The sequence below is a fragment of the Actinomycetospora chiangmaiensis DSM 45062 genome (assembly GCF_000379625.1).
Classification (GTDB): Bacteria; Actinomycetota; Actinomycetes; order Mycobacteriales; family Pseudonocardiaceae; genus Actinomycetospora; species Actinomycetospora chiangmaiensis.
Genome location: NZ_KB903224.1, coordinates 78,972 through 94,307 on the forward strand (window position 1 = coordinate 78,972; position 15,336 = coordinate 94,307).

General features: G+C 74.8%; 19 protein-coding genes and 1 riboswitch. Of the genes, 9 read left to right on the forward strand and 10 right to left on the reverse strand.

The window, feature by feature from the left end; translation table 11 throughout:
- The first annotated feature begins 83 nt into the window (after nucleotides 1-83).
- The 4 genes from A3CO_RS0111505 (at nucleotide 84) to A3CO_RS31615 (ending at nucleotide 3,241) form a co-directional block, all read left to right on the forward strand.
- Nucleotides 84-1,403, forward strand: coding sequence for a cytochrome P450 (locus A3CO_RS0111505; protein WP_018332395.1), 1,320 nt, complete (start codon nucleotides 84-86; stop codon nucleotides 1,401-1,403).
- 71 nt (nucleotides 1,404-1,474) lie between these two features.
- Entirely contained in the window at nucleotides 1,475-1,912 is a 438-nt protein-coding gene (locus tag A3CO_RS0111510; RefSeq protein ID WP_018332396.1) for an SRPBCC family protein, read from the forward strand.
- 2 nt (nucleotides 1,913-1,914) lie between these two features.
- Nucleotides 1,915-2,670: an alpha/beta fold hydrolase gene (locus tag A3CO_RS0111515; protein WP_033414293.1), complete on the forward strand. Its 756-nt coding sequence runs from the start codon at nucleotides 1,915-1,917 to the stop codon at nucleotides 2,668-2,670.
- A gap of 127 nt (nucleotides 2,671-2,797) precedes the next feature.
- Nucleotides 2,798-3,241: a DUF6247 family protein gene (locus tag A3CO_RS31615; RefSeq protein WP_018332398.1), complete on the forward strand. Its 444-nt coding sequence runs from the start codon at nucleotides 2,798-2,800 to the stop codon at nucleotides 3,239-3,241.
- Nucleotides 3,242-3,371: 130 nt separating this feature from the next.
- On the opposite strand, the gene thiG is transcribed toward A3CO_RS31615, so the two are convergent.
- From thiG to thiO, 3 genes are all read right to left on the reverse strand, one after another.
- A complete protein-coding gene (gene thiG, locus A3CO_RS0111525; RefSeq protein WP_018332399.1) occupies nucleotides 3,372-4,127 on the reverse strand; it encodes a thiazole synthase in 756 nt (251 codons plus the stop codon).
- A gap of 1 nt (nucleotide 4,128) precedes the next feature.
- On the reverse strand, nucleotides 4,129-4,329 hold the full coding sequence (gene thiS / locus A3CO_RS0111530; RefSeq protein WP_018332400.1) for a sulfur carrier protein ThiS: 201 nt from the start codon (nucleotides 4,327-4,329) through the stop codon (nucleotides 4,129-4,131).
- Nucleotides 4,326-5,432, reverse strand: a complete 1,107-nt coding sequence (thiO, locus tag A3CO_RS0111535; protein ID WP_018332401.1) for a glycine oxidase ThiO — start codon at nucleotides 5,430-5,432, stop codon at nucleotides 4,326-4,328. The genes thiS and thiO overlap by 4 nt, the downstream gene beginning before the upstream one ends.
- Nucleotides 5,426-5,535, reverse strand: a riboswitch (TPP riboswitch). It overlaps the preceding gene by 7 nt.
- 32 nt (nucleotides 5,536-5,567) lie before the next feature.
- On the opposite strand from thiO, the gene thiE reads away from it, so the two are divergent.
- Both thiE and A3CO_RS0111545 read left to right on the forward strand, forming a co-directional pair.
- Nucleotides 5,568-6,206 carry a thiamine phosphate synthase gene (gene thiE / locus A3CO_RS0111540; protein ID WP_018332402.1) on the forward strand — a complete coding sequence of 213 codons (639 nt, stop codon included), beginning with the start codon at nucleotides 5,568-5,570 and terminating at the stop codon, nucleotides 6,204-6,206.
- A gap of 33 nt (nucleotides 6,207-6,239) precedes the next feature.
- On the forward strand, nucleotides 6,240-7,007 hold the full coding sequence (locus A3CO_RS0111545) for an alpha/beta fold hydrolase (protein ID WP_018332403.1): 768 nt from the start codon (nucleotides 6,240-6,242) through the stop codon (nucleotides 7,005-7,007).
- Between the two features lie 56 nt (nucleotides 7,008-7,063).
- Here the strand turns inward: A3CO_RS0111545 and A3CO_RS0111550 are convergent, their stop codons facing one another.
- Nucleotides 7,064-8,260 carry a hypothetical protein gene (locus A3CO_RS0111550; protein WP_018332404.1) on the reverse strand — a complete coding sequence of 399 codons (1,197 nt, stop codon included), beginning with the start codon at nucleotides 8,258-8,260 and terminating at the stop codon, nucleotides 7,064-7,066.
- A 210-nt stretch (nucleotides 8,261-8,470) separates the two neighbouring features.
- Between A3CO_RS0111550 and A3CO_RS0111555 the strand changes: the two genes are divergently transcribed.
- Nucleotides 8,471-9,232, forward strand: coding sequence for an SGNH/GDSL hydrolase family protein (locus tag A3CO_RS0111555; RefSeq protein WP_018332405.1), 762 nt, complete (start codon nucleotides 8,471-8,473; stop codon nucleotides 9,230-9,232).
- Nucleotides 9,233-9,261: 29 nt separating this feature from the next.
- Here A3CO_RS0111555 and A3CO_RS0111560 read toward each other — a convergent pair whose 3' ends face one another.
- From A3CO_RS0111560 to A3CO_RS0111580, 5 genes are read right to left on the reverse strand one after another with little or no spacing between them, the layout of a single operon-like run.
- Nucleotides 9,262-9,936 (reverse strand): hypothetical protein, encoded by a 675-nt coding sequence (locus A3CO_RS0111560; RefSeq protein ID WP_018332406.1) that lies wholly within the window; start codon nucleotides 9,934-9,936, stop codon nucleotides 9,262-9,264.
- On the reverse strand, nucleotides 9,933-10,142 hold the full coding sequence (locus A3CO_RS38030; RefSeq protein WP_157647436.1) for a hypothetical protein: 210 nt from the start codon (nucleotides 10,140-10,142) through the stop codon (nucleotides 9,933-9,935). The genes A3CO_RS0111560 and A3CO_RS38030 overlap by 4 nt, the downstream gene beginning before the upstream one ends.
- A gap of 60 nt (nucleotides 10,143-10,202) precedes the next feature.
- Nucleotides 10,203-10,877 (reverse strand): DUF3159 domain-containing protein, encoded by a 675-nt coding sequence (locus A3CO_RS0111570; RefSeq protein WP_018332408.1) that lies wholly within the window; start codon nucleotides 10,875-10,877, stop codon nucleotides 10,203-10,205.
- 20 nt (nucleotides 10,878-10,897) lie between these two features.
- Nucleotides 10,898-11,329, reverse strand: coding sequence for a VOC family protein (locus tag A3CO_RS0111575; RefSeq protein ID WP_018332409.1), 432 nt, complete (start codon nucleotides 11,327-11,329; stop codon nucleotides 10,898-10,900).
- A 55-nt stretch (nucleotides 11,330-11,384) separates the two neighbouring features.
- Entirely contained in the window at nucleotides 11,385-12,041 is a 657-nt protein-coding gene (locus A3CO_RS0111580) for a TetR/AcrR family transcriptional regulator (protein WP_033414294.1), read from the reverse strand.
- 77 nt (nucleotides 12,042-12,118) lie between these two features.
- On the opposite strand from A3CO_RS0111580, the gene A3CO_RS0111585 reads away from it, so the two are divergent.
- The gene (locus A3CO_RS0111585) at nucleotides 12,119-13,003 is read left to right on the forward strand and encodes an AurF N-oxygenase family protein (RefSeq protein ID WP_026204515.1); all 885 of its coding nucleotides are present in this window, start codon (nucleotides 12,119-12,121) and stop codon (nucleotides 13,001-13,003) included.
- Nucleotides 13,004-13,088: 85 nt separating this feature from the next.
- Here the strand turns inward: A3CO_RS0111585 and A3CO_RS0111590 are convergent, their stop codons facing one another.
- A complete protein-coding gene (locus A3CO_RS0111590; RefSeq protein WP_018332412.1) occupies nucleotides 13,089-14,051 on the reverse strand; it encodes a TauD/TfdA dioxygenase family protein in 963 nt (320 codons plus the stop codon).
- Nucleotides 14,052-14,209: 158 nt separating this feature from the next.
- Between A3CO_RS0111590 and A3CO_RS0111595 the strand changes: the two genes are divergently transcribed.
- Nucleotides 14,210-15,310 carry a glycosyltransferase family 4 protein gene (locus tag A3CO_RS0111595; protein ID WP_018332413.1) on the forward strand — a complete coding sequence of 367 codons (1,101 nt, stop codon included), beginning with the start codon at nucleotides 14,210-14,212 and terminating at the stop codon, nucleotides 15,308-15,310.
- Nucleotides 15,311-15,336: the final 26 nt, after the last annotated feature.

A 15,336-nucleotide genomic window follows, 5' to 3' on the forward strand; every position in this document is an offset into this window, starting at 1 on the left:
CCTCACCCGACCGACACGCCGGAACGTCCTACCCTGCACCCCGACGTCCAGGTCGGACCGGTCCGTACGGGAAGGTAGGGGGCGTGGTGACCGTGAACAGGACGGGGACCGTGCTCGCGCGCGGCCTGGACGCGGTGCGCTCGCGGGCCACCGGGTTCGTCGCCCGGCACTACCTCGCCTGGCGCTCCCGCCGCGGTCTCGACCCGATGTCGCTGATCCCGGACTACGCGTTGATGCCGCTGCGCCGCGAGGGGCTGGACCCGGTGTCCGACCTCCGCGAGGCTCGCGAGGACCACCCGGTGCGCGACTTCCCGCTGCCCTTCGGGGTGAAGGCGTGGCTGGTCACGGGGCACGAGGAGGCCCGCGAGGTCCTCGGCCGCACGCACGGGCTGTCGACCGACTTCGGGAACCTCGTCGGCCGGGCCGGCATCGGCAGCGGCCAGAACCCCGGCGGCCTCGGCTTCACCGACCCGCCCGACCACACGCGCCTGCGTCGGCTGCTCACCCCGGAGTTCACCGGACGACGGCTCTCCCGGCTCGGCCCGCGGATCACCGAGATCGTCGACGGCCGGCTCGACGCGATGGCGGACCTGGCGGCGCGCGGCGAGGAGGTGGACCTGGTCCGCGACTTCGCGACGCCCATCCCCTCGCTCACGATCTGCGAGCTCCTGGGCATCCCCTATGACGAGCGCGACGAGTTCCAGGCGCTCTCGACCGCCCGGTTCGACCTGCTCGCGGGCGCCACCGCCGCGTTCGACAAGATCTCCGAGTCGCTGGTCTACCTCCGTGGGGTGGTCGAGCGGCAGCGCGCCGAGCCCGGCGACGGCCTGCTCGGGATGCTCATCCGCGAGCACGGCGACGAGCTCGGCACCGACGAGCTGGCCGAGCTCGCCGACGGTCTGCTGACCGGCGGGCTGGAGACCTCCGCGTCCATGCTCGCGCTCGGCGGCGTCATCCTGCTGCGCGACCCGGCGGTCGCCGCGATGGTCCGCGACGAGCCCGACTCCGTCCACGGGTTCGTCGAGGAGCTGCTGCGCTACCTCACGGTCGTGCAGATCGCGTTCCCCCGGTTCGCGACCGAGCCCATGACGATCGGCGGCGTCGACATCGCCGAGGGCGACGGCATCCTCGTCTCCCTCTCGGCCGCCGACCGCGACCCGCGCCTCACGGCGGACCCCGAGGTCTTCGACCCCCGCCGCCCACCGACGCCGCACCTCGCGTTCGGGCACGGCATCCACCGCTGCATCGGCGCCGAGCTCGCCCGCATGGAGCTGCGCACCGCCTACCCGGCCCTGCTCCGCCGCTTCCCCGCCCTCACGATGGCCACCGACGAGCGGACCCTGCCGCTGCGCGGGACGTCGATCGTCTACGGGGTGGATGCGCTGCCGGTGTCGCTGCACTAGCCCGTGGCAGCGAAGCGTCGTTGCCGGCATCCAGCGGCAGGAAAGCCACATCCTCACTAGGCTGCGCGCCCGTGAGCACCCGCCAGGTCAGCCGCGACATCGTCATCGACGCCCCGCCGTCGGCGGTCTTCGACCTCCTCGCCGACCCCCGCCGGCACGGCGAGTTCGACGGCTCCGGCACCGTGCGCTCCGCGATCAAGGGCCCGGACCGGCTCTCCCTCGGGTCGACATTCGGCATGAGCATGAAGCTCGGGGTGCCCTACACGATCAGCAACACGGTCGTGGAGTTCGAGCAGGACCGCCGCATCGCCTGGCGCCACGTCGGCCACCACCGCTGGCGCTACGAGCTGACGCCCGTCGACGGCGGCACGAAGGTGACCGAGACCTTCGACTGGTCGGAGTCGCGGGCCCCGGTGGTGCTGGAGCTGCTGCGCTACCCGGCCGCGAACACCCGCGCCATCGAGAAGACCCTCCCCCGCCTCAAGGCCTCCCTGGAAGGGCGTTCCTGACGATGCCCTTCGCGCCGCTCGGGCCCGTGGACCTCTACTACGAGGAGCACGGCTCCGGCGGCGTGCCGCTCCTGCTGGTGCCGGGCGGGCACCACACGATCGACCTCTCGTTCTCGTCGGTGCTGGCCCCGCTGGCTTCCCGACGACGGGTGGTGGCGGTCGAGCAGCAGGGTCACGGCCGCACGGCCGACGTGGACCGGGAGCCGACGATCGACGCGCTCGCGGGCGACCTGCTGGGTCTGCTCGACCACCTCGGGCTGGAGCAGGTCGACGTCTGCGGCTTCTCGCTCGGCGCGCTCTCCTCGCTGGAGCTGGCGATCCGCCACCCTCACCGGGTGCGGCGCCTCGTGTTCGCCTCCGGGTTCGTCCGCGCCGGCGGCTACCACCCCGACATCACCGACCCCGACCGCTGGGCCACCTCCACCCGCATGCCCACCGAGGCGGACTTCGCGGCCATGCGGCGCGAGCACGAGCGGCTCGCCCCGGACGGCGCGGCCGACCTCGACGACGTCATGGCGAAGCTCGGACCCGTCGTCATGAACGCCGCGGGCTGGCCCGACGACGACCTGCGCCGGGTCACGGCGAGCGTCCTCGTGATGATCGGCGACCACGACTTCGTGACCGTCACGCACGCCGAGCTCTCCCGCGACCTGCTGCCCGACGCCACACTCGCCGTCGTGCCCCGGGCGACCCACAACCAGCTCATGCACCGCGCCGACGTCGTGGTGCCGTTGATCGAGGACCACCTGGCGGACTGACCGCCCCCCTTGTGGCAGGAAAGCGTCGTTGCTGCCACTGGATGACAGCAACGACGCTTTCCTGCCATCGCGACCTGGTCGTCGGGATCGGGACTCTGCTGTCGGTGACCCGGGGTACGGTCGGCGCGTGGTCGCCAGCGACAGCCTGCACGACGAGCGAGAGCCTGACCTCCAGTCCCTCGCGCCGGGCGCGAAGCCCGAGGTCATCCGCGGGTGTCTCCTCCCCGAGGACCGCGAGCGCTTCGACGCCGCGCTGATCGACGCTCGCGCGACCGGCGACGAGGAGCGGCTCTGGACCTGCGTCGAGCGCTGGCGCGGTATCGCGGTGCTCCAGGCGGACCGTCCGCGGTTCCGGCGACTCGCGCGGCAGATCGCCGAGCGCATCACCGGCGTTCCCTCTCCGGAGGACGAGCCCCTCGAGGTGACCCGGGCCAAGGCCCACATCTGTCGCTCGAGGTGTACGAGCTCGAGGAGCATCTCCCCCACGTCGCCGACCAGATCGACGGCCTCCCCCGCCGCGCGTGGAACGACTATGAGGCGGCGGTGGTCTTCCTCCTCACCCGGCCCTTAGCAGCGCCTACCCGAGCAGCACTCGTGACGTCTCGCCAACAGCCCGGTCCGACGATGTGGCTTTCCTGCCACTGGATCTGACAGCAGTAGGACGAGCACGCCGATAGGGCTTCGCTGCCACCGAGGGAACGTCAGTCCACCGCCGGCGACGACGCGTGCGCCCAGTACCGGCGCGGGATCCGACCGGCCCCGCGGGCGAGCCGGCCCGACTCCACGGCCAGGCGCATCGCCGTCGCCATCGCCTCCGGGTCGGACGCGCGGGTGACGGCGGTGGCCAGCAGGACGGCGTCGCAGCCGAGTTCCATCGCCTGCGCCGCCTCCGAGGCGGTCCCGATCCCGGCGTCGAGCACGACCGGCACCGACGCGGCGGCGACGATCATCTCGATGTTGTGCGGGTTGCGGATGCCCAGCCCGGTGCCGATCGGCGAGCCCAGCGGCATGACCGCGGCACACCCGGCGTCGGCGAGCTTCTGGGCCAGCACCGGGTCGTCGTTGGTGTACGGCAGCACGGTGAAGCCGTCGTCGACGAGCTGCTCGGCGGCGTCGAGGAGCTCGATGGGGTCGGGCAGCAGGGTGCGGTCGTCGGCGACGACCTCGAGCTTGACGAGATCGGTCTCCAGCGCCTCGCGGGCCAGTCGCGCGGTGAGCACGGCCTCGGCCGCGGTGTGGCAGCCGGCCGTGTTCGGCAGCGCCTCGATCCCGAGCCGCTCGAGCAGCGCGAGCACTCCCGGGCCGCCGCCGGCGTCGAGCCGCCGCATGGCGACGGTCGTCAGCGCCGTCCCCGACGCCACGAGCGCGCGCTCGAGCACGGCCAGGTTCGCCGCACCCCCGGTGCCCATGATCAGGCGCGAGCCGAACTTGCGTCCGGCAATCACCAGATCGTCCATCTCAGCCTCCCTGCACTGCGGTGAGCACCTCGACGACGCTGCCGTCGCGCAGGGTCGTCGACCGCCACGCCGCCCGCGGCACCACCTCGCCCGCGACCGCGACCGCGACCCCGCGCTCGGGCACCCCACGGGCGGCGAGCACGTCGGCGAGCGTGGCGCCCGGCCCCACCTCGGTCACGTCCCCGTTGACCAGCACGTTCACGTCGTCACCTCCACGAGGGCCCGGATGTCGTCCGGTACCGGACGGTCAGCCAGCACCGCCGCCATCACGTCCGCCGTCAGGGCGGTCAGCAGGATGCCGTTGCGCCCGTGCCCGAAGCACGCGACGAGTCCCGACGGACCGCCCGGCACCGGCCCGAACACCGGCAGGTTGTCGGCCGTCCCCGGCCGGAACGACGCGGCCGACTCCTCCAGCGCGTAGTCCCCGATCCCCGGGAGCACACGCTCGGCGTCGGTCAGCAGGTCGCGCACGCCCGCGACGGTCACGTCAGGGTCGAACCCGACCTCGTACTGCGTCGCGCCCAGCACCAGCCGGTCGTCGTCGCGCGGCACGGCGTAGACGGCACGGCCCGACACCTGCGCCCGCACCGTGTGCCGCGGCGGCGGCAGCGACCCGGGCCGCGCCCGCAGCCGCAGGATCTCGCCCTTCACCGGTCGCACCAGGTCCGCCAGCGCCGGGTGCAGCGTCGCCGACCACGCCCCGGCCGCCACCACGACGCGGTCGGCCACGAACGTCCCCGAGGCCAGCTCCACGCCCCCGTCGACCACCGCGTGCACCGTCTCCGCGCGCTCAATCACGCCCGCGTTCCGCGCGGCCTCGCGGAGCGCGGCGAGCAGCATCCGGTTGTCGACGGCGAGGTCGTCCGGCACCGCGATCCCCGCGCGCACCGCCGGCCCCAACGCGGGTTCCCGACGACGGGTCTCGCGGCCGGTCAGGCGCTCGGCGTCGCGTCCCCAGTCGCGCAGGTGGGCGACGACACGGTCGAGGTCCTCCCGGTCCGCGGCGTCGACGACCACGGCGAGCGTGCCCTCGGTGCGCAGCCCGACCCGTCGTCGGGACGCCCGTTCGACGTCCGCGGCGAAGGCGGGCCAGCGGGCGAGCGAGGCGGCGCCGAGCTCGAGCACCTCGCGCTCACCGGGCCACGCCTCGGTGATCGGCGCGAGCATACCGCCCGCGACCCAGGAGGCCCCGGAGCCGGACACCGGGTCGATGAGCACGACCTCCGCGGCGACGTGGTCGCGCGCCGCGACCCAGGCCGCCGTGGTGCCGACGACCCCGGCTCCGACGACGACGATGCGCTCCACCGACAACCCCTCCCTGCGCCGGCATGACCCGGATCAGGTTCGACGGTCGGGACCCTCGTGCGGTCCCCTCTCAGCCCGTGTCCGGGCTCCCGTGGTTCCTTGCGTCTTCACCCTACGCGCTAGCGTCGGGCCCCGATGGACACGCGCGCACGGCTGGCGGACGCCCGGCTCTACCTCTGCACCGACTCCCGAGCGGCGCGCGGCGACCTCGCGGCGTTCGCCGACGCGGCCCTGCGCGGCGGGGTCGACGTCATCCAGCTCCGCGAGAAGGGCCTGGAGGCCGCCGACGAGCTCGCCGCCCTCGAGGTCCTCGCCGACGCCGCCCGGCGGCACGGCGCGTTGTTCGCCGTGAACGACCGCGCGGACGTGGCCCTGGCCGCCGGCGCCGACGTGCTGCACCTGGGCCAGGACGACCTCCCGGTCTCGTGGGCCCGCCGCATCGTCGGCGACGAGGTGGTGATCGGGCGCTCCACGCACGACGTCGAGCAGGCCCGGGCCGGGGCGGTCGAGCCCGGCGTCGACTACTTCTGCACCGGCCCGTGCTGGCCCACCCCGACCAAGCCCGGCCGTCCCGCCCCCGGCCTGGACCTGGTGCGCGACACCGCCGCCTCCGGGACCGACCGGCCGTGGTTCGCCATCGGCGGCATCGACCACGACCGGCTCCCCGAGGTGCTCGGAGCCGGCGCGACGCGGGTCGTCGTCGTCCGGGCCATCACCGAGGCGGACGACCCGGAGGCGGCCGCCCGGTCGCTGGCCTCGGCGCTCCGGCCGTAGCCCGGCCGACCACCGGTCGGGCACGATCGGACCGTGATCGAACTCGCTACGACCGTCGAGGGGTCCGGCCCGCCGCTCGTCCTGCTCCACGGCATCACCGAGGACGCCTCCTTCTGGACACCGGTGGTCCCGCTGCTGAGCTCGTGGGCCACCGTGATCTCCGTCGACCTCCGCGGGCACGGCGCCTCCCCCGACGGCGACGACTACGACCTCGACGCGATGGCCGACGACGTGGCCGCGGCGATCGGGGTCGACGAGCCCCCGCTCGTCGTCGGGCACTCCCTGGGCGGGCTGCTGGCCGTGGTGTTCGCCGCGCGGCACCCCGCCCGCGGCGTGATCGACGTCGACCAGCCGCTCGCACTGGCGGGCCTGCAGGCCGGCGTGCAGCAGGCCGCCCCGCTGCTGCGGGGCACCACCGAGCAGTTCGAGGCATTCATGGCCGGCCTGTTCGAGTCGATGAAGGGCAGCACCCCCGACGACGAGGCCGCCGCGCTGGCCACCCGGCGGCGGCCGCGGCAGGACGTCGTCACCGGCATCTGGTCGCCGCTGCTCGACGGCTCTCCCGAGGACCTCGCGGCGTTCGTCGAACGCACCGCGGCCGCGGTGACGGTCCCCGTCCTCTCGCTACACGGGCTCGACCCGGGCCCGGACTACGCGGACTGGCTGACCGCCCGCATCCCCACCGCGACCGTGGAGCACTGGACCGACGACGACGGCGCCGACCTCGGGCACCACCCGCACCTGCGCGCGCCGCAGCGCTTCGCGGCGCGGGTCCGGGAGTTCGCGGCGACCCTCCCCTGACACGACGGACGACACCCCGCAGCGCGCGCGGGAGTGCCGTCCGGTCGGTGGTGGGGTCAGTTCCCCGTCGAGCCGCCCTGGTCGTTGAAGCGCGGGACCAGGCTCGACAGCGGGTCCTGCGGGGCCTGGGAGGTGGTGGTCGACGGCGCGCGGGTCGTCGTGGTCGCCCCCGCCCCGTCCTGGCCCGACCCCTGGTCCGAGGACGTCGTGGTCGTGGCGTCGGAGCTGCCCGGGTCCTGCGTGGTGGAGGACTGGGTCGTCGCGGGCGCCTGGGTGTTCTGCCCGAAGATCGAGCCGACCGAGGTGCCGGACGTGCCGCCGGAGAGCGGGTGGCCGGTGGCCGACTCGACCGCGAAGCTCGCGAGCAGTCCGATGGCGAAGACGCTGGCCGCGACCCCGCCGAGGGTCACCCAGGTCTTCCAGCCGAACCGGCGGTAGAACGGCGTCCGCTCCTCGACCGCCGGCGCGAAGGCCGTCGGGTCGTCCCCGCCGGGTCCGTGCACGAGGTGCGCGGTCGGCTGGGCCGCGGAGGGCGGGAACGGCCCGCCCATCGGCATCTGCCGGGTCGGGCCCGCGAGCGGGCGACCGTCGGGACCCAGCGGCGGCACGACCTGCGTCGGGTTGCCGCCGCCCGGGGTGCGGCTGTTCGGGATGCGCCGGGTCGGGTCGGCGGGCTCGGCGGTCGGGCGGCCGGCGGCGTCGAGCCGGGTGGCGACCGTGCGGCCGCCGGCCCGGAGCTGCTGCGCGGCGGCGACCGGGACCACGGCCCCGTTGGCCAGGCGGCGGGTGGGGACGCCCGGCGGGATCGGCGCGCCGTAGGGCGGGGACATCATCGGACCCCCCTGTCCCGGCACGCCGGGGCGTGGCGCCACGCCCGGCCGGGGTCCGTTCGGCCCCGGACGACCAGCCTGCGGCGGACCACCGGCCCGAGCGGCCGCGCCGCTCTGGCCAGCAGGACCCGCCGCCTGCGCGACCCTGGTCCCGGACATCGGGTTCACCACGAGCCGCGACTTCACCGCGTCACGGGTGCGCTCGAGTGACTTCTGGTAGAGCGCCGACCCGACGGTCGAGATCACCGACGCGGCCGCCGCCCCTCCGATCGTGCCGATCACACCGAGGAAGGACCCCAGGATCGCCGCGGTGGCGGCGGCGAGGGCTCCGGCGATGATCTGCGGCAGTGTCAGTCCGGTCGCGGAGGCCTTCGTCGTGGTCTCCGGCTCGGCGGCGCTGGTTCGGGTCGTCGCGTCGGGCATGGCTCCCAGGGCTCGCGGTACGTCGGGGGTGCAGGGCTGAGGTGACCCCTTCCAGGTTCACCCACGTCGCAGGACGTGGACCACGATGCCAGCGTGGTCGTGGGGTGAGAACGTTCACCCCGTCGCCGGGCCACCCCCGCGAGGGGATGCACCGATTGGGCCGGACGGGCCTGCGCCGACGGCGCGTCCGGCACACGCGAGAATGCGGGCATGTCCTGGAGCACCTTCGTCGCCGTGGGCGACAGCTTCACCGAGGGCGTCGGCGACGTCGACCAGACCACGGGCAGCGAACGCGGCTGGGCCGATCGCGTCGCCGAGCACCTGGCGCGGCAGAACCCCGACCTGCGCTACGCCAACCTCGCCGTCCGCGGGCAGCTGCTCGAGCAGATCGTCCGCGAGCAGGTCGACCCGGCCCTCGCGATGTCGCCCGACCTCGTCAGCATCTGCGCCGCGGGCAACGACCTGCTGCGCCCGACCGCCCGCCCCGCCGAGCTCGCCGAGCGCCTCGACGCCGCGGTCGGCCGGCTGGTCGGGTCCGGCGCCGACGTCCTGGTGTTCACCGGGTTCGACACCCGGTCGACGCCCGTCGTCGACCTCGTCGGCCGTCGGCTGGCCACCATGAACGAGCACATCCGTGAGATCGCGGCGCGCCGCGGTGCGAGGCTCGTCGACCTCTGGACGATGGACACGCTGGCCGACCCGCGGGCCCGCGCCGAGGACCGGCTGCACCTCAACGCCGAGGGCCACCGCCGTGTCGCGGTGCGGGTGTGCGAGGTCCTCGGGGTCCCCACCGGCGAGGACTGGCGCGAGCCGTGGCCGCCGGTCGCCCCGACGCCCTGGGTGCGTCGCCGCGAGGAGGACCTCCGCTGGGTGCGCGGGCACCTCGTGCCGTGGGTGGGCCGGCGGCTGCAGGGCCGGTCCACCGGCGACGGCCGGCCGCCGAAGCGCCCGGAGCCGTCCCCGGTCCGCTGAGCCTGCTCGACGTCGGGTGCGTCGCCGGGTCAGGCGGCGGGGGCGAACCAGTCGCCGTGACCGAACACCTCGCGTGCCGCGGCGGCGAGCCGCTCGTGCGCCCCGAGGTCCCCGGCCCGGCGGGCGGCGAGTCCCCGGGTCGCCTCGAGGGCGACCACACGCGCCCCCGGGACGTCGATGCGGCCGGGCAGGGCGGCGTGGTCCGGGATCACGCCCACCGGCACGCCGTAGCGGGACGCGAGGTCCCGGGCCAACAGACCCCCGGACGACTGCCGGCCCGCCGAGCCGCTCAGCACGCCCTCCCGGAGACGGGCGCGCCCCCGGAACATGCTGCGCAGATCCGTCCGCACGAGGAGCACGAGCGGATAGCCGTGTTCCGCGCGGAACCCCCCGGTGTGCTCGATCGTCCGGCCCCAGAGCGCCGTGCAGCCCACGACGCGCCCCTGACCGGCGGTGTTCGGCGGCAGACCCACCGGGTCGGCGAGGGCGTAGAGCCCGCACCCGCACGTCGGGGTCGGGACGGTGGCGCACCCCCGGTCGCACGCCGCGGTCATCCGCCGCCGCGCCGGCCACCCGACCGGGCGGACCGGCGACACGATCTCCGGCCCACCGGCGCCCGTGTGGACGCGCCACACCCGCCACCCGGCCACCGGCTCCGCGAGGTCCGGGGTCGGGTCGGGGGCCAGGTCCGGGTCCTCGGTCACAGCCGGGCCGGTGACGCGGCCCCGGGGTCGTCGGGGCCACCGACCGGGCCGAACGCCCCGTGGTCGAGCCGGACCGCGACGGACTCGTCCGCCGGGTCGACGGCGGGGACCGGGTCGACGACGGGTTCGGCGATGAGCTCACGGACGGGCCGGCCGATGTGCATGGCGCGGGGCCTCTCGTCGGGACACGCCTCCCGACGCGTCACTCGAATGGGGTAACGCCGACGCTACGCGGGCCGTGACCCGGCTCACCACCGCCGGTCGGGCTACTCGCGTGACCCGTCGTCGGGACGGGGGACCGGGTGCCGCGGGCCGGGGTGACCGGGCGGGAGCGCGGAGCGCACCAGCGGCCAGGACCCGAGGACGCAGAGGAGCACGAGCGGCCAGGTGAGGGCGACCTGCGCGATCCCGAGGGCCACCGTGGCGCCCGCGGCCCACAGCGGCAGGAGGACCACGAGGCGGAGCGCGTACTGCGCGGCCCAGAGCCAGCTCGCGCGGCAGTAGCCGCGGACGAGGTCGGGGTCCGCGCGCCACGCCTTCGGCTTCCCGAGCGCCGCCCCGACGACGAGGCCCAGGAGCGGCCAGCGGACGGCGATCGACACCAGCCACGCAGCGAGCGACCCGGCGTTGGCCACGATCCGTGGCAGGAAGAAGTCCTCGGCACGCCCGGTGTAGAGGGCGATCAGGGTCGCGCCGACCGCGATCAGCAGGCCCATCGCCGCCGCCCGCGGCCGTTCCCCGCCGCGCCAGCGCAGCACGGCGACCACGAGCGCCACCAGCACGGACGCGAGCCCGCCGAGCAGGATCGGCTCCCACCAGCCCAGCGCGGACGCGCCCAGCCACACGACGACGAAGGCCGCGGAGGGCAGCACCGCGTCGACGACGCCTCGCCCGGAGGCGGCGAGGATCTCCCGGAGCGGGTCGTCCCGGTGGCGCAGCACCGTCCCAGCTTAGGCAGACCTCAGTCCCGCAGGACCCCCGCGCCCATCGAGCGGAACTCCGGCGAGGGTGTCGACGGCGAGGAGACGTCGACGAGCAGGCCGTTCGGGTCGGTGAGGAGCATCCGGCGGCGGCCGTAGAACTGGTCGCGGGGCGGGGCCACCACGGGAATCTGCTGGCGGCGGGCCTCGACGTGCAGCGCGTCGACGTCGTCGACCACGAACGTCAGGACGATGCCCGCCGGGTCGGCCCGGTAGGGCGGGGGCACCATCTCGTGCCCGACGGCCCAGACCCCGAGCTCGCAGACCGCCCCGTCGTCGTCCTCGGGGGTGCGCAGCGCGACGTAGAAGTCGCTGTCGAACGCGACCTCGAAGCCGAGCAGGCGGACGTAGAAGTCGCGGGTCTCGGGCAGGCGGTCGGAGAGGATCGTCGGGAACGCGCGGCGCAGCGCCATCGGCAGCCCTCCTGGCGAGCGGGTGGTCCGCCCCCATCATGGGTGATCGAGCCGATCAGGCCGTGTCCGCCCCCACCGAGCCGAGCGCGTCGATCACCTGGGAACCCACCGTCACGCGGATGACCGCCCAGCACGCCTCCGTCAGCTGCGAGCCGAGCGCCTCCACGGTGGCACCGTGCGGCTCGTCGAGCCAGTGCGCCGCCGCGGCGTCCACCATCCCGACGAGGCCGTAGGCCAGCGGGTGGGCGATCGCGGGTGAGGTCTCCGCGCCGAGCGAGCCGTCGCAGAGCATCTGCGCGACGTGCGCGGACACGACGCTGCGGACGTTCGTGCTCGCCGACTCCACCGAGTCGCCGCCCGACGGCAGCGAGTTGCGCTTGAGGTAGAGGTAGACGTTCGCGTGCTCGGAGAGCCAGCGCAGGTGCGCCGCGAGCGCCCGCTCCAGCATCTCGCGGGGCCGACCCGACGGCCGCCACACCGGTTCGAGCTCGGTGACGAGCCGCTCCACGGACCGCGCCGCGATGGCCGCCTGGAGGTCGTCCTTGCCGTCGAAGTGCCGGTACAGGCCGGGCCGGGACACGCCGGCCTGGGCGGCGATCTGCTCGGTGGTCACGTCGGGCCCGTGCTCCTCGATCGCGACCACGGCAGCGTCGACCAGCTCGAGGCGTCGCGCCTCCCGATGCCCCGCCCAGCGTCGGGTCCTGCCATCCATGATTCGCCCAGGGTGCCGCCGACTCGCGAGTAACGACAACTATGCGGAACACCGTGTACGGGGTACAGTTCGTCAGCATGACGATCCTGGACCGGGACGCCACCGCGACCCGCCTGCTGAGCGCCAGCGCCCGGCACACCCTCGACCCGACCATCGAGGTCGACTGGGACGCTCCGGTCGACCCCGCGGGCTGGGCGGTGCCACCGGAGCGCGTCTCGCTGTACGGGACACCGCTCTGGGACGACCTGGACGACGACCGGCGGCGCACCCTCGCCCGCCACGAGGCCGCGAGCCTGCTCTCGGTGGGCCTGTGGTTCGAGGTGATCCTCATGCAGATGCTGGTGCGCCACGCCTACGACCTCGACCTGCGCCGCCCGCACTCCCAGTACGCCCTCACCGAGGTCGGCGACGAGACGCGGCACTCGGTGATGTTCGCCCGCGCCGTCGACGCGCTCGGCTGCCCGGACTACCGGCCGCACGGCCGGCTGCACCGCCTCGGCGGGGTCTACGGGCACATCGGCGCCGGCGCCTCCATGTTCGCCTCGGTGCTCGTCGCGGAGGAGGCCACGGACCGGCTCCAACGCGAGTCGATGCACGACGAGCGCGTCCTCCCGCTCATGCGCGCGGTCGCCCGGGTGCACGTCGTCGAGGAGGCCCGCCACGTCCGGTTCGCCCGCGAGGAACTGGCCCGCCTCGTCCCGACGCTGTCGCGCGCCGAGCTCGAGAAGGAGCGCTGGACGACGGCGCTCGTGTCCACCGAGGTGGTCAACTCGCTCTGGCAGGCCCGCCTCTACCGCAGCGTCGGCCTCTCCGGGCGCACCGGACGCCGCGCCGCGCTCGCCAACGAGCGGCACCGCGAGACCAGGCGGTTCATGACGGAGAAGGTGCTCGCCTTCCTCGACGAGGTCGGGATGATCGGCGGGCCGTCCGAGTACGTCTGGAAGCGCTCCGGGCTGCTCTGAGCCCGGCCGCCCGGAACCTGACGAACGGGTCGTTCGTGCGCTCTGTGCGCACGAACGACCCGTTCGTCAGGTCAGGGGGTGGGCCTCAGAACGGCTTGCCGCCCACGATCGCCACGCGCTCGGCGATCCGGGTGTGGGAGCCGTAGTCGCCCACCGCGTAGTGCTGGGTGGCCCGGTTGTCCCAGAACGCGACGGTGCCCTCGGCCCAGCGGTAGCGGACCTGGTACTCCGGGGTGTGCGCCGTCGCGAACAGGTGGCGCAGCAGCGCGTCGGACTCGGCCCGGTCCATCCCCAGGATCCGCGTGGTGAAGGCGCCGTTGACGAACAGCGTGCGCCGCCCGGTCTCCGGGTGGATCCGGACGACGGGGTGGGTCACGGGCGGGAAGGCCTCCTCGAGCGTGCGGAGCTTCGCCCCGTCGAGGAACCGCGCGAACCCGGGCACCATGTCGTGCACAGCGACCGCGTCGTCGATCCGCGCCCGGACCTCGTCGGAGAGGTTGTCGTACGCGGCGGCCATGTCGACCCACATCGTGTCCCCGCCGTACGGCGGCGTGGTGATCATCCGCAGCACCGCCCCCATGGCGGGTGCGCGGCGGAACGACGTGTCGACGTGCCAGATGTTCTCGTAGGTCTGCGGGCCGTCGCCGCCCTTGGCGAAGCGCACGACGCTCGGGTCCTCGCCCGCCTCGAGCAGCGGGTTGGTCTCGAGCTCGCCCCACTGCTGGGCGAACGCCCGCTGCTCGGCCGACGAGATGTGCTGATCGGGGAAGAACAGCACCTTCCAGTCGAGCAGGGCGCGGTTGAGCTCGAGGCGCAGCTCGAAGTCGATCGGCCGCGCCAGGTCCACCCCGCGGACCTCGGCGCCGAGCGCCACCCCTACCGGCGTCAGTGCGAAGCCCTCGTAACGACACCGCTCCGGCCCGTCGCCCTGCAGGGGGCGCAGCGAGCGCCGCCCCTCGAGGAGGTCGATGGCGGGGGTGGCACGGGGGCGACCCGTGCCCACCTCGCCGGTGGGGTCACCGGATTCGAGGAGGGACGTCACGACCACCGATCTTGCGACCTCCGGCCCTGGCGCACAACCGATCGGCGTGTGGTGCTGACCGGTGGGCGTCCGACATCCGTCCCGTACCTCGCCGACACGTGAACGACACGTGAAGACGATCATCTACGGGAACCGGGGGACGAGCGACGCGAGGAGACCGAACGGTGACGGACGTGCTGTCGAGCCCCACCGAGGATCCCGCGACGGCGGCGCGACCCCGCGCCCTCGTCGTCGGGCCGCGGGCGCAGGCCCGCGGGGGCATCGGGAGCGTGCAGCACGTCCTGGAGCGGCACCTTCCCGCCCACGCCGAGCTCGACGTCGTCGCCACCCACTCCGACGGGCCCGACCGGCTCGCCACGATGTTGCGCGGCACGCTCGACGCGGCCCGGCGGATCCGGCGGGACCGACCCGACGTCGTCCACCTGCACGTCTCCCAGCGGGCGTCGGTGCTGCGCAAGGGCCTGCTCGGCGTCGTGGCCCGCCGAGCGGGCGCGCGCGTCGTGATGCACCTGCACGGCTCGCAGTTCCTCGACTGGTTCGACGCCCTCCCCCGGCCGGCCCGCGCCGTCGTCCGGGGCCTGCTGCGGCCGCACCGGCTCGTCGTCCTCTCCGAGACCCTGCGCACGCCCTACCGCGAGCGGCTCGGCGTGCCTGCCGAGAACGTCGTCGCCCTCCCCAACCCGGTGGAGTGGCCCACCGAGCCCGCCCCACCCGCCGTCGGGAACGGGACGGTGACGGCGCTCTTCCTCGGCCGCTTCGGCGCCCGCAAGGGCATCTACGACCTCGTCGAGGCCTGCGCGCGGCTCACCCTCGCGCAGCGGTCCCGGTTGCGGCTCGTCGCGGCGGGCGACGGCGAGGTCGAGCAGGTGCGCGGGGCGGTGGCGCGTGCGGGCGTCGACGACGTGGTCGAGGTCGTCGAGTGGCTCGACCGCGCCGAGCGCGACGAGCTGCTCCGCCGGGCCCAGCTGCTCGTCCTGCCGAGCTCGCACGAGGGTCTGCCGATGGCGGTGCTGGAGGCGATGGCGTTCGGGGTCGCGCCCGTCGTGACGCCGGTGGGCGCGCTGCCCGAGCTCGTGGCGGACGGGATCAACGGGGCGCTGGTCCCCGTCGGCGACCCGGCCGCGCTGGCCCGCACGCTCGGGGCGCTGCTCGACGACGACGAGCGCCGGCTCGCCCTCGGGGCCCGGGCGCGGATCGACGCGCAGGCCTACGCCGCGCCGCAGTGGGCGGCTCGCCTCGCCGCGGTGTGGGCTGCGCCCAGGTGAGCACTAGGTGGGCCTATAGCCCCACT